The organism is Sphingobium sp. Leaf26 (genome assembly GCF_001421665.1).
Lineage (GTDB): Bacteria > Pseudomonadota > Alphaproteobacteria > Sphingomonadales > Sphingomonadaceae > Sphingobium.
In genome coordinates this window covers 128,845-142,333 of record NZ_LMKV01000023.1, presented here as the reverse complement: position 1 = coordinate 142,333, position 13,489 = coordinate 128,845, and the positions used below count along the sequence as shown (strand labels likewise).

The following is a 13,489-nucleotide window of genomic DNA, read 5'->3' as shown; positions in this document are numbered from 1 at the left end:
TCAATTCCAGCGGATTTCAGACCGCACCATGGATTGCGCAAACCCTTTGGCCTGAATGACAGTAGGAAAAGCTGGTCCGTCAATCTGACTGAAGTAGGCATAATAGAGCAGACCCTGTTCGCCCAACGGTTCCGGCTGCTCACCTTCGATAAGCTGCTGATCTGCCTCCGCTACGGCGTAACCATAGTCGAATTTGAGGCCGATGATGCGGACCGGCATCTGGCCTGATTCCCCGTATTGCCATGTGCCTTTTGCGACAGTCGCGGCTTCAATCTCAATGTCCATCATGTTGGCTTTGTGGCGATACGAGTAAATGTCTGCAAGTAAGATCGGGTGCAGACGATGTCCGAGAATGGTCGTTTTCAGATGGGCAGGTCTGTTCCCAAGAGTTCCACTTCACCCAAAGACGCAACGATGCCCTCACCGTCAAGGGTGCGAAGACCGATTATCGGCTCGCCGTCAGCTTCGGCTATATGACGCTCAGCCTGAACCACGATTACGGGCACCGCTGATCTGCCCTCGTCCTTCCAGAACGCATATTGCGGTATGGCGATTGGATAAGCCTCGGCCGAACTGTCATCAGTTCGCTGGCTGAAAACTGCTTCGCCCCTGTCCACATCGCCAACGCGCGCAGATCGTCCAACGATGAACCCGTCTTGCGGTAACTCTGGCCAAGAAATTCGCGGGTGTGAAGGGAGATGCCGCTTATCGCGCTTGAACCATTTGCCAATCATGCGACCTAGTTTTGCAGCATAGCCGACCGTCTGCAACCCGAGAGCCTTCTGCGCTGCCTGAATGGCGAAAAATGGTCGCAAGCAGTCATCTTTTACTCCTCTCCCTTGAGGGAGAGGGCTGCGCAGACTTGGCAGCTTGCTGCCTTAGTCGAAGCTGGGTGAGGGAGTGGCAACATCGCTAGGATACATAAACCTGGCGCCAGTCCCCCTAATCCAACTCTTCCTAGCTGCCAACACTGCTCCAACATCCTTCCAATGTAGGATTTCCTCTGATCTATCCTCATGGATGAACCCGACCCGCCTGATCCAGACCCCCGCATACCCTCATCGCGTCCCATCGGCGGCGCATGACCGGCGCAAAGCTGTCGCGTCCCGGTCGCGCTCCCATGCCCCCAATGGCGCGTCACCGGCGCGTGCCTGTGACCCAACCGATGCGCACCTGTCGCATCGGCAGCGCTTCGCGAGCGCTTTGCCGGCGCAATTGGCCGATTTTGCCCGACGACACTGTGAACTTCGGCCTGTCGCGTCGAAATATGTCGCGTCGTTTCCCGACCTAACGCCTTTGCGCGAACCAGATCACATGGCGCGGCCCCTTGCCATTGTCGCGCGCCTTGACCACCACTTCGTCCACCAGGAAACCGGCATTGCGCAGGCGATTGGCGAAGACATCGTCCGATCCCGCCGACCACACCGCCAATATGCCGCCCGGCTTCAACGCCGCCTTGGCCGTTTGCAGCCCCGCCCGCGAATAAAGCCGGTCATTGGCCGCCGCCGTCAGCCCGTCCGGCCCATTGTCCACGTCCAGCAGGATCGCGTCATAGGCGCCTTGCGCCGCCGCGATCAACGGCACGACATCGTCGATCAGCAGATGAACGCGCGGATCGTCCAGGCATCCGGCCATCAGGTCCACCATCGGCCCGCGCGCCCATTCGATGATCTTGGGCACCAGTTCGGCCACCGTCACCTTCGCCGACTTGTCCAGCACGCCCAGCGCCGCGCGCAGGGTAAAGCCCATGCCATATCCGCCGATCAGCAGATGCGGCGCCTTGCGCCCGCGCAGCCGTTCGATCGTCATCAGCGCGAGCTGCTTTTCGGACCCGCTCATCCGGCTGCTCATCAATTCGTTGCGGTCCAGCACGATCATATGATCGGCGCCGCGCCGATAGAGTTTCAGTTCCTGCCCGCCCGGCACCTGAGCGCAATCCAGATATTCCCGCGGGATCATGTCACGTCCTTCCAATCTATCGCACAGCCTGTCGCGCGGGGTGCGCATGGCAGCTTGGCTTCCGTCACGCAAATGCTACAGGCACCGGGGCATCGCATCATCCTATCACGGCAGGCAGTTTCTTCCTTCATGCGCTATTTTCTCGACACCGAATTCAACGGCTTTGGCGGCACGCTGATCAGCGTGGCGCTGGTCCCGGAGCATGAAGGCGACGAGGAGTTTTACGTCTCCCTGCCGCTGCCCGACGATATCGAGCCATGGGTCGAAAAGCATGTCGTTCCCTATCTGCGTCATGTGCCGCCCGCCATCGACCTGCAACTGGGCCGGGTCGAAGCGGCCGATCATGTCGCCGCCTATCTGGAGGGGGACAGCGATCCCGTCATCATCGCCGACTGGCCGGAGGATCTGGCCCATTTCTGCGCGCTGCTGGTCACCGGACCGGGGCGGATGGCCGGGGTCGATTTCGGCCTGCGCCTCGAACTCATCAACGCGGCGGGTTTCAGCGCGGCGGCCAACAGCCGCGTGCCGCACAACGCCCTGCACGATGCGCGGGCGCTGCGCGACTTCTACATGGCGGATTGAGTGGGGGGCGGCGGAGCGGGGCGACCCACCCGCGATCGCTCCAGCCACCACAGCAGGGCACTCGTCGCCAGCCAGGCCAGCCACCATGGCCAGTCGGCACGGGGCGCGGCAGGCGTCATGGTGCCGCTGCCCGTGGGCGCTTCGCGGCGCAGCATCGCCATGGCCCTTTGGTCACGCGCGGCGCGCATCACCGGCAATGCGTCTTGCGGCTGGACGTAGAAGGGGCGTACTTCCCCCTGCGTCCGCACGCTACGCCAGCCCGGCTTCGCTGGCCAGAAAGCGCCGCAGCCGGCGACCGGCAGCATGCGTGCCACCCCGCCATCCGGCCCCTCGACCCGGCCTTCACCGGTCAGGCCGCACAACGTCATCCGCTCACCGGCCCAGACCGTGTCAGTCACCATCACACTGCCCGGCGCCGGCCGCGCAACCGTGCCCAGCAAGCGGCTCCACCAGTCGCCATACAGATCGCCGCGCCCCGTCAGCGTCAGGCCATAGCTGTCGATCGCGGTGAACAGGGCGACCCGCCCCGCACCAACCGCGCGCCACGCCGCCAGGCTGGTGCCGCCGGCATCCTGCAACAGCGGCACGCCATTGTCCCCGCCGGGCGCCAGGCCGATCCGGCTGATGTCGGGCACCAGTTCTTCGGGCAGCGCCATGTCCACCGGCGCATCGACGCTGCCGATGCCATGGCGGGTCCGGGCGATCGCAGGGTCCGGCGCCTTGGGCAGGGCCAGCGGCGCGATACCACCGGGGCCGCTCAGGCTGAAACCCAGCGCCTGCCATTGCGACCGGGTCGCGCCGTCCATCGCCCCGCCGGCGCGCAGCACCAGCCCCATGCCACCCCGCACGGCGGCCAGCAGCGACCCCCGCGCGGCGGGCCAGCTACGCTCGTCCACGATCGCGACATCGAAGCGGCGCAAACTGCCCGCGTCCAGAGACACCGGTGCATCGCCCAGCGCGATCCCGCCGCCCGCACGCATCTGCGTCGTGACGTCATATCCGGCATCAATGGCCCAGCGGCGCAGATATTTGACCTCCGGCCCCGGCGCACCCGCCAGGATCAGCAGGCGCGGGCGCGCGCTTTCGGCGATCCAGACCGGAACATCCGCCTGCGCCACGACCTGCCGGCCCGATCTTGCCCGCAGGCTGAAAAGGACAGCACCGGCTGCGCGCGCGGTGCCGGCCAGTTGGACATGGCCGTCCTTGTCCGCCGTGCCGCTGTCGGTCACGCGCCCGGCCGGATCGAGCAGATCCACCGTTGCGCCCGACCAGCCGTTGAGCGTAGCGCCCACCACGAAACGTCCGCCCGGTGCGACCGAGGCAGGGCGCGCGATGTCCATGATCCCCGGCCGCAAGGGCGGCGCTTCAAAAGCAATTGCCAGCTTCCGCGCCGCATCCAGATCGCGCGGGGTCAGGCCATCGCCCAGAACCTTGATCATCGTCACGCCGGGATGGCGGCGCAGCGCTGTGGCCAGGTCCGGTACGGCCTCGCCACCGCCGATATTGGGCGCTTCGGGCAGCAGGATGAGCGGCGCGCCCGATTGCGCCCCGGTCAGCCGAGCCGTGCCGGCTGTCGCGATCCGCAGGCTGCTCGAACCCCCCACGGCCAAGGGGGAGAATAGGGCGAGATAGAGCAAGCCGGCGCACACTGGCTGGAGCAGCGCCAGCGCAGCCGTCCGCCCCGGCGAGGCCTGTCCGGTAGCGTGCGCAGCCCGATGCCATAGTCCCAGCCGGAGCCAGCCCAACAATGTGGCAAGGCCCAGAATCAGGGCGACCGCGATGGCGATGGTCACGGCGCACCGCCGATCGCGTCCAGATAACGCGCACCAGCGGCATCGGCCGGCCGCCGTCGTGCCGGACGGGCGGTCCGCTCCATCGCCGTCCACAACAACGCCCGCAACTTGGCCCGACACGGCAGGCAAGCCGGATCGCTGCGCACGGTGTCGATCGCGCCGTTCAGGGCCAGGGCGTCGGGCAGGCGTGTGGCATTGGCCCGCGTCCAGCCTTCCAGCGCACCCAGCGCAATCGGCCCGCGGATCGCACCCGGCCCGTCCCCCAGCGCGCGCCACGCGGCGGCGGCCGGCCCGTCATCGCCTTCGATCGGCGCAACTGGCAAAACCCGGCTTCCCAGCCCCTCGCGCTTGCCGGTCATGCGGCGGCTGGCGTCGATCGGCGGCAGTTCCGGCCCGACCCGCGACAGGAAGATGCGGGTCGCCTGCTGCACTTCCTTGATGAAGCGCAGCGCCTTGTACGCATAGGGCAAAGCGGCGTCGGGATGACCGGTCTTGAGTTCACGCTCGGACTGCCACATTTCATCGACCGCCTGTTTCAGGATCGCGCGGGTTTCGGGATCGAGGCTGGAGGCCGGGCTTTCGTCATGGGGATGGCCGAATTCCGCCAGCACATCTTCCTTTTCGCCAAAGACATTCTGCCTGGCGACCGGCGGACCATGATCATGGCCGTCGCCATCGCTATGCGCTTCGCCATCTGCGGTAGGCAATTCGGGCGCCCCCTCATTCTCGCCGCCCAGGAACTGGCTGTAGCGGACGCGCAATATCTGCTGGTCGCCGCCGATCGAGGCGGAGCGGGACAGGTAGCGGTCGGGTGTGAGGCTGCGCTTGTCCTTGAGCAGCTTTTCGATGTCGATGATGATCTGGCGCTGGCTGCGGAAATAGGCGGGCAGGGTGGTGTTGACCATGCCGGTCAGGCCGCTGCTTTCGGGGGCTTTGGGGGATGGCCAGCGCAGGATCAGGCTGGGACCGCGCACTTCCTGCGGTGACGGGCTGCGATTGTCGCGGACGATGAGCTGCACCACCATGTCGCCCCCCGCCACAAAGCCGAAGGTCGAGAAGTCGAGCCGAGGCGCGAAGCGGCGATCGCGCACCGGACCGCTGCCGCTGACGGGGATTTCGCGTTCGGAAAAGGTCACATTCTCGCCCTCGCCGATCGCCAGCGTGACACGTAGCCGGGCGCTGGCGGCGACGCCATAATCGTCGGTGGCGGCAAAGGCCGGCGACCAGTTGCGCTGGCCGGATTTGACCATCGTCAGACTGTCGCTCAGCGCCTTCACCTGCGGCGGAGCGTCGGCGATGGCGTCGATGCGATGAAGCGGCGGGGTTGCCCCGCGCCCGGATGCGGGGTCGACGCGGTAGAGGAAGGCAGCGTCGGTGCTTCGGCTGGCGATCCAGTTGGCGCCGTCGGGATGCAGCGCCATCGGCTCGCCGGCCAGCATCAGCAGCCTGGGTGCGCTGGCCTGCGGATCGAAACGTAGCGTCCATTCCAGTCGCGATCCCTGTGGCACGCGGGCATCGAGCGACGCGGAATCACGCACCAGCAGGCCGGTATAGGCCGGGGGAATGATGCGCAGATTTTGCGCGACGAGGCGGGGGATGCCGGGGCGGGCGGGCAGGCCTTCGCTGCTGGGCGTCAGTGTGGGCGGCCCTTCACCGGCGCGGGGCCAGAGCAGCGCGGCGGTGATGACGATGGCGGCGAGCAGGCTGAGGCCCAGCAGCGTCCGCGTTGACCATCCAGAGATCAGATCCTGCGGCGCACCTTGATCGAGACGGGCTGCGATACGGCCGCGCTGAAGCGACTGGAGCGGGGAGAGTGGCGCATCGTCGGTGAAAAGGAGGGCGCTGCTATCCTCCAGTTCGGGACGGTTGGCGTCGAGGGTGCGGACCAGCCAGTGCCGATCGAACCGTGCCGCTTGCCGGCGCGCGACCGCCAAAGCGACAGCGAGTGAGACAGTTGTGATCGCGATCGCTGCGATCGGTCCGGCCACCCGCCAGCCGATCGCAGCCATGGCCATGGCCAGCGGCAGCGCCAGTGCCAGCGTATTAGCGCTGCGGCGGTTTCGGGCTGGCGCGATCCAGTGGGTGAACAGCATGCCGGCGTTCATGGAGCGAGGCTCCGGCGAAGGCTGGTCGCCAGCCAGCGTTCGGCCACCAGCAACAAGGCGATCAGGATCGCGATCCATGGGCGCAGAGGTTGTGGCGGCTGCGCATAGGTGCGGCCTCCGGCCAGCGGGGCATAGTCGATGGCGGCAACGCGGGTCGGCGCGACAACCGGATTCAGCAGAGCGCGCAACTGTGCCGGGAACTCCGCTTCCAGCAGCACGGGCATCTGCGCGGGAACCAGCGGCCGGGTGAAACGGATGAGGCGGCCTTTGCCCAACGGGATCGCTTCGGCCAGCGTCTGTCCTTGCCCGTCGCGCCAGACCGGGATCATCGGTTGATCGGTTGGCAACCTGGCATCGCTGGCGACGACCGCCGTGCCGCCTTGCCGCACCCGGTCGACAACGCTGTCCAACAGGGTGCCGCCCGCCAGCCAGACGAGGATATGCCCTTTGTCGGGAAGGGGCGCATCCGTCGATCGACTGTCCAACTCGCTGTCTCTTTTGGCGGGCTGCCAGGCGAGGACCGCCGCGTCGATATAGCGCGAAGCAGCGCGATGATCCGCATCATGGCGGACGGACAGGATGGGCGGCGGCCCTGCCTTGTCGGCTGAGGCCATGGCGCCGCCGGTGATGCGCCATGCCACTGTCCGCGACAGGCGCAGGCGATCAGCATCGGCGCCTTCGAGGACGGTTGGCGTGACGATGGTGAGCGGGGTTTTCGCTGGGAGTTCGGCGTCCAACTGGCGGATCAGGCTGGCGACGGGCAGCGGGCCGGTCGGCTGGGCGGTGTCGATGTTGGGGAAACCCGGCGCGAGCCAGTGGAGGCGGGCGTCAATGAACGTCGCGCGGGCGACCTGCGCACCCGGTATCACCGCGACATAGGGACGATCGTTGCCGGTCCCGAACAGCACCGGCTGCGCCAGCCACAGGGCAGCCAGCGCCAGCAGCGCCAGGCGGAGCAGCAGCAGCGGCCATTCATCGAAACGCAGGCGCGATCGCGGCTTGGGCCGCGACAGCAGCCAGCGCAGCGCGGCAAAGTCGGTCGGCAGTTGCTCGCTCTTGCGCGCGATATGGAGGATGAGCGGCACGATGAGCGCCGCCAGTGCGGCCAGCGCTGCCGGAAAGAGCAGGCCCATGTTCACTGATATTCCGCCGCACCCTGTGCCGCAAACAGGCGGCGTAGCGGCAGGTCGACGGGTTCATCCAGATAATGGACGGCGTGCCGGATGCCGATCGCCTCCATTCGGGCATGGAGGGTGGCGCGCGCTTCGGCAAAGCGGGCGAGAAATTCGGCGCGCAGGGCAGCGCCGTCGGCCAGCAGTTCCTCGCCGGTTTCCGGGTCGCGGAACCGATAGCCGCCGTCGAAGGGAAAATCGCGCTCGGCGACGGTCAGCATTTCGACCACCAGCGTCTCCCGCCCCGCCGCAGACAGTTTCTCGGCCAGCGCCACAGCCCCCTCATCGAAACAGTCGGAGAGCAGGAGGACCAAATCTTGCGCGCCGATCCGCTCCCACACCGGACCCAGTCGGCTGTCGGGCGCAAAGCCGCGCGCCGGGCGGACGCTGAGCAATTCGAGCAGCAGCCGGTCGCGCTGGCGCAGCCCCGTGGCGGGTGGCAGCAACGTCAGGCTATCATCCCCCAGCGTCATGAAGCCGAACCGGTCGCCCTGTTGCATCGCCAGTTCGCCGATGGCGGCGGCGATCGCCTTGGCGGCGTCGAGGCGGCTGTAATCGGGGCGGCCCGCGTCGCTCTGGCCCATGGAAGCGCTGGCGTCGATCAGGATCCACACCGCGACCGGGCTTTCGCGCTCGGCCTCCCGCACGAAGAATTTGTCGGACCGGGCGTAGAGTTTCCAGTCGATCTGGCGCAGTTCGTCGCCCGGTTCGTAGGCGCGGTACTGGGCGAATTCCAGCCCTGCGCCCCGGCTGTGGCTCTGATGCAGGCCAATGCCATGCGACCCCACCGCCCGGCGCGTGACGAGGCGCAGGCCGCGAAGGCGGCTGCGCACGTCGGGAGGGATAAGATCGACCATGGCGGGCAGGATCAGGCGAGCGGAACGGCGCGGATCAGGGCGGCGACCACGTCATCGGCGCTGCGCCCTTCGGCTTCGGCGGCGAAGGACAGGAGCAGGCGATGGCGCATGACCGGCACAGCGAGCGCGGTGATATCGTCGCGCGTGGCAGCGAGGCGGCCGTGGATCAGGGCGCGCGCCTTGGACGCCAAAATCAGCGACTGGCCGGCGCGCGGTCCCGCGCCCCATTTCACATATTTGCGGATATCCTCCGGCGTGCCTTCGCCGGGGCGGCTGGCGCGGACAAGGCGCGTCACCCAGTCGAGCAGATCGTCGCTGAAATGGACGTCGCGGACGAGGGCTTGGAGCGCCAGCACTTCCTCCCCCTGCATTACGGCGGGGACGGCGGCGGGCTTGGAGCCGGTGGTCTGGGCCAGGATTTCGCGCTCCTCCGCCTCGGTCGGATAATCGACGCGGATGTGCAGGAGGAAGCGGTCGAGTTGCGCTTCGGGCAGGGGATAGGTGCCGGCCTGCTCCAGCGGGTTCTGCGTTGCCAGCACGAAGAAGGGCTTGGGCAGCACATGGGTCACGCCGGCATAGCTGACGGTCTTTTCCTGCATCGCCTCCAGCAGCGCGGCCTGCGTCTTGGGCGGGGTGCGGTTGAGTTCGTCGGCCAGCAGTAGGTTGGTGAAGACCGGCCCCTGCTGGAAACGGAAGCTGCGATGGCCGGTGCCATGATCCTCCTCCAGCAATTCGGTACCGAGAATGTCGCTGGGCATCAGGTCGGGCGTGAACTGGACGCGGCGGAAATCGAGCTTGAGCGCTTCGCCGAGCGAGCGGACCAGCAATGTCTTGCCCAGCCCTGGAACGCCCTCCAGCAGGCAATGACCGCCGGCCAGCAGGCCGATCAGAAGCTGTTCCACCACATCGGCCTGCCCGACGATCGCCTGTCCGATCGCGGCGCGCAGCCCGGTCAGCGCGTCGAGGCGGGTCTGGATGTCGGCTTCGGTGAGGTCTGTCATGTCATGTCCCTTGCTGGACGAAAGGCGGAAAGGGTGCGGCGTGGGTGCGTCACACCGACAGCGCGTACATCACGATATTGACCGCGAACTTGGTGTTATCCTCGGCCAGGAAACGCTTGTTGCGCCAGTCATAATCCCATTCGCAGCCATAATCCTTGTTGCTATAGAGGACGCCCAGCCGCCCGTTCACCTCTATGCCCTTGAGATAGTCGTGGACGAGGTCGTCGCCCCAGCCGTTGAGTTCAAGGCCGGTATTGGGCGGGTCATCGAACTTGAAGAAGCTGCGATAGAGGCCATGGCTCTTGGGTAATTCCTTGAGCGCCTTCGGTCCGAAAATCTTCGCCATCTGCGCTTCGAACGAGCGGGCGAACAGGCCGTCTATGTCATGGTTGCAATCGTCCACCATGACGAAGCCGCCATTGCGGACATAGCGTTCGAAATTGCGCCTTTCGGCAGGCGAAAACTCCACCAGCTTGTGACCCGCCATGTAACAGAAAGGCGCGGTCAGCATCTTCGGGTCCGAAAGGGCGATGACATGCTCCTTCGGATCGACACGCAGGGTGGTGTAGTCGATCAGCGAGGTGATGATGTTGGATGGCGTGCGCTGGTCCACGTCCCAGTCGCCACTATCGTAACGCAGGCGCGTGAACCAGAAATCATAGCCGCCTGCCGCCTGCGCCGCGAGGGGCCGGGCCAGTAAACTGCTCGCCAGACCACCCGCCATCAACCGAAGAAATTCACTGCGTGTCATGAAAGCCGATCGAGCCAGACCATGCTCCATCTTGCGGCATGGACCGTTCCCCGGAGAAGGCCGGGGTCCATATCTGGCCTTGGAACTGGGCCCCGGCCTTCGCCGGGGAACAGCTTGGTCATGGCACGCTCTGTCGTCACACCGCGTCCGAGAGCGACGTGAAGGTGAAGTCGCGCAGTTTCATCGGCGGCACGACGATGTTCATCGACACCTCGTCCGGCGGCACGCGGACCGGCTTGCCCAGCTCTTCCACATTGTTGAGCATGATGACCGGGCTTTCGTTGAACCGGAAATTCTTGATCGGATATTTGATCTGCCCGTTCTCGATATAGAAGGTGCCGTCGCGGGTCAGGCCGGTCAGCAGCACGGTCTGCGGATCGACCATGCGGATATACCAGGTGCGGGTGACGAGCACGCCGCGCTCGGTCGAGCGGACCAGGTCGGCGGTGGACTTGGTGCCGCCCGTCATCAGGATATTGCCCATCTGGCCGGCGGCGGGCTTGCCCTGCTTGCTGGCCCAGTACCGGCTATAGTTCAGGTTGGTGATCTTGCCATCCTTCACCATGTCCATGCGCTGGCGGGCGAGGCCGTCCTCGTCCCATGGTTCGCACGGCGCGACCGGGTCCCAGGGATCGGTATAGAAATTGACCTGCGGGCCGAACACCTGTTCGCCCAGCTTGTTGCCGCCGCCCTTCTTCGACAGGAAGCTGCGGCCTTCGTCGGCCTCGCGGGCGCCGAAGAAATAGAACATGAAGCCAATGAGGCCCGCGGCCGCCATCGGTTCCAGGATCACGGTATATTTGCCCGGCTCCAGCGCCTTGGCTTCGGATGAGGCCGACGCCTTGCGCATGGCGATCTGGATATCGCTGTCCGCCTTGAAGCGGGTGGCGTCCTGCGTATCGGTGCCGACCCAGCCGGACCCGCGCCCATCTTCGGTACGGACGGTGCAGGTGTAATCGAGCATCGTCGAACGCTGATAACCGAAATTGCCCTTGCTGTTGGCGATCGCGGTGAAGCTCTGATTATCCTCCAGATAGCCCGCTGCGATCAGCTTCTGCGATTTGCAGGCGTCGATCGAGGTCTTGGCGACCTGCGCACGGTAGGCCGGCGTGATGTCGGCGGTCGACTGGGCAAAGGTCGGGCTGGGCTTGTAGGCCTGCTTGTCGACGGCCGGCATGAATTCCGGGTTGTCGGGCGCCAGTTGCGCCAGCGTTTCGGCGCGGCGCACAACCCGCTCCAGCGAGGCGTCGTCAAACTGGTTGATGGTGGCGGTGCCGACCTTCTTGCCAAAGGCGACCTGCACCGCGAGTTCGATGTCGTCGGTCAGGCCCGCTGTGGACACATCATTGCGGGCGAAACGGACATTGCCCTGAATCTTGCCTGTGAGTTGCGCGGTACATTCGTCCGCCTTGGACAGCGCGACGACCTTGGTCAGGATCGCCTTGGACTGCGCTTCGGTGAGGATGCTCATTTTCTTGTCTCCCTAGGAGCCTGATCGTTTCAGGTGGAAGCGCTTTGCGTTTCCACCCGGAGCGTGAATCAGGCTCCAATCCAAAATTGCAGCGTCAGCCGAGCGAACGCGCGGTGTTGATGACGTTGATGCCGTCGAAGCGCGCGGTCGATGACCCGTGCGACACGGCGGAGACCTGGGCCGGCTGGCCCTTGCCGTCGAAGAAGGAACCGCCCAGGCGATAGTCGCTGCTGTCGCAGACGCCGGTGCAGGCGTTCCAGAATTCCGGGGTGCGGATCTGGTAGGCGACATCCTCGATCTGCTGCGTGATCTTGCCGTTCTTGATCTCGTAGAAGAGCTGACCGCCGAACTGGGCGTTATAGCGCTGCTGGTCGATCGAGAAGCTGCCGTCGCCGACGATGTAGATGCCGTCCTCGACACCCGCGATCATCTCCGCGACGCTCTTCTTGGCCTTGCCCGGCTCCAGCGATACGTTCGCCATGCGCTGGAACTGCACGTTGGACCAGCTATCGGAATAGGCGCAGCCGTCCGATTCCGTCTTGCCTTCGATATGCGCCTGATCGCGGATCGCCTGATAGCCGACCAGCTTGCCGTCGCGGATCAGATCCCACTTCTTGGTCTTCACGCCTTCATCGTCATAGGCGACCGCGCCCAGGCTACCGACCTGCGTCTTGTCGGCGACGATGTTCACATTGGGGCTACCGTACTGGAAATGGCTTTCCAGCTTGTCCATCGTGGCGAAGCTGGTGCCGGCATAATTGGCTTCATAGCCGAGTACGCGGTCCAGTTCGAGCGGATGGCCGACCGATTCATGGATGGTGAGCCAGGTGTGCGACGGGTCGAGGACGAGGTCGTACTTGCCCGGCTTGACCGAAGGCGCCTTCAGTTTCGCGCGCGCCTGCCTGGCGGCGGCGATCGCATCTTGCTTCATATCGTAGCTGTTGCCGTAGACGACCACGCCGTTGGGCAGCACGGTCTTGCCCGACGCGGTGCCGTCGAGATACTCATAGCCCAGGCCCATGGGAGCGGACAGACCTTCGCGATTGCGGAACTTGCCGGTCGCCTTGTCGATGGCGGTCACATCCATCGGCGCCCAGATGCGATGGACGTCCTGGTCGATATAGCTGCCGTCGGTGCTGGCGAAATATTTCTGCTCGTTGACCAGGAAGAGGGTCGAATTGATGAAGTCCGCGCCCGCATCCATGGCGGCGGCGTTGACGTCCATCAGCAACGCGACCTTGTCCTTGATCGGCACGGTCATGCTGTTCTTGACGATCGGCGTCTTCCAGCTGACTTCGCCTACGCCCTTTGTCGGCGCAAGCTGGACCGGGGAGGTCTGGGCCGGGGCATTGGCCTTGGCGATGGCGACCGCCTGCTGCGCGGCCTTGGCCACGGCGTCGGCGGACATGTCATTGGTGGCGGCAAAGCCCCAGGCGCCGTTGGCGATCACGCGGATGCCGACACCGGTCGATTCGGTGTTGACGATATTTTCGACATTGCGTTCGCGGGTGATGACGAACTGGCGCAGGTAGCGGCCGACGCGCACGTCGGCATAGCTGGCGCCCGCGCTCCTGGCCGCGTTCAGGGCGGTGTCGGCCAGACTCTTCTTCACCGCCACGTCGATGGCGCTGTTCAGTTCCTCTGCGGCAATGACTTTGCCGAACATGGAGGGGAGGACAAGGCCGCCCACGCCCATGGCCCCAAAAGCCAGAAAATCGCGTCTATGCAAGGTAGGTCTCCTGCCTGACTATGCCCGCATAGTGCGGGTCGGATTGTAATTGGGTGACGGCGCTGGGGC

The 13,489-nt window shown here is 65.4% G+C and carries 12 protein-coding genes; 1 reads left to right on the top strand and 11 read right to left on the bottom strand.

Going from position 1 to position 13,489, the window contains the following annotated elements:
- The 3 genes from ASE85_RS14615 to ASE85_RS14605 form a co-directional block, all read right to left on the bottom strand.
- Positions 1-288, bottom strand: a complete 288-nt coding sequence (locus ASE85_RS14615) for a hypothetical protein (protein WP_056689738.1) — start codon at positions 286-288, stop codon at positions 1-3.
- 74 nt (positions 289-362) lie between these two features.
- On the bottom strand, positions 363-815 hold the full coding sequence (locus tag ASE85_RS14610) for a hypothetical protein (RefSeq protein ID WP_156358358.1): 453 nt from the start codon (positions 813-815) through the stop codon (positions 363-365).
- Between the two features lie 472 nt (positions 816-1,287).
- Positions 1,288-1,959 (bottom strand): spermidine synthase, encoded by a 672-nt coding sequence (locus ASE85_RS14605; RefSeq protein ID WP_056689732.1) that lies wholly within the window; start codon positions 1,957-1,959, stop codon positions 1,288-1,290.
- A gap of 129 nt (positions 1,960-2,088) precedes the next feature.
- On the opposite strand from ASE85_RS14605, the gene ASE85_RS14600 reads away from it, so the two are divergent.
- On the top strand, positions 2,089-2,541 hold the full coding sequence (locus ASE85_RS14600) for a hypothetical protein (protein ID WP_056689729.1): 453 nt from the start codon (positions 2,089-2,091) through the stop codon (positions 2,539-2,541).
- Here the strand turns inward: ASE85_RS14600 and ASE85_RS14595 are convergent.
- From ASE85_RS14595 to ASE85_RS14560, 8 genes are all read right to left on the bottom strand, one after another.
- The gene (locus tag ASE85_RS14595; RefSeq protein WP_056689726.1) at positions 2,526-4,334 is read right to left on the bottom strand and encodes a hypothetical protein; all 1,809 of its coding nucleotides are present in this window, start codon (positions 4,332-4,334) and stop codon (positions 2,526-2,528) included. The two genes, ASE85_RS14600 and ASE85_RS14595, sit on opposite strands and share 16 nt — an antisense overlap.
- Positions 4,331-6,439: a hypothetical protein gene (locus tag ASE85_RS14590; RefSeq protein ID WP_056689723.1), complete on the bottom strand. Its 2,109-nt coding sequence runs from the start codon at positions 6,437-6,439 to the stop codon at positions 4,331-4,333. The genes ASE85_RS14595 and ASE85_RS14590 overlap by 4 nt, the downstream gene beginning before the upstream one ends.
- Positions 6,436-7,572 (bottom strand): BatA domain-containing protein, encoded by a 1,137-nt coding sequence (locus ASE85_RS14585; RefSeq protein ID WP_056689720.1) that lies wholly within the window; start codon positions 7,570-7,572, stop codon positions 6,436-6,438. The genes ASE85_RS14590 and ASE85_RS14585 overlap by 4 nt, the downstream gene beginning before the upstream one ends.
- A gap of 2 nt (positions 7,573-7,574) precedes the next feature.
- On the bottom strand, positions 7,575-8,468 hold the full coding sequence (locus tag ASE85_RS14580) for a DUF58 domain-containing protein (protein ID WP_056689717.1): 894 nt from the start codon (positions 8,466-8,468) through the stop codon (positions 7,575-7,577).
- 11 nt (positions 8,469-8,479) lie between these two features.
- Positions 8,480-9,469, bottom strand: a complete 990-nt coding sequence (locus ASE85_RS14575; protein WP_056689714.1) for an AAA family ATPase — start codon at positions 9,467-9,469, stop codon at positions 8,480-8,482.
- A 49-nt stretch (positions 9,470-9,518) separates the two neighbouring features.
- Positions 9,519-10,220, bottom strand: a complete 702-nt coding sequence (locus ASE85_RS14570; protein ID WP_056690206.1) for a DUF4159 domain-containing protein — start codon at positions 10,218-10,220, stop codon at positions 9,519-9,521.
- 136 nt (positions 10,221-10,356) lie between these two features.
- A complete protein-coding gene (locus ASE85_RS14565) occupies positions 10,357-11,691 on the bottom strand; it encodes a TldD/PmbA family protein (RefSeq protein ID WP_056689711.1) in 1,335 nt (444 codons plus the stop codon).
- A 94-nt stretch (positions 11,692-11,785) separates the two neighbouring features.
- A complete protein-coding gene (locus tag ASE85_RS14560; protein ID WP_056689707.1) occupies positions 11,786-13,420 on the bottom strand; it encodes a TldD/PmbA family protein in 1,635 nt (544 codons plus the stop codon).
- Positions 13,421-13,489 lie beyond the last annotated feature (69 nt).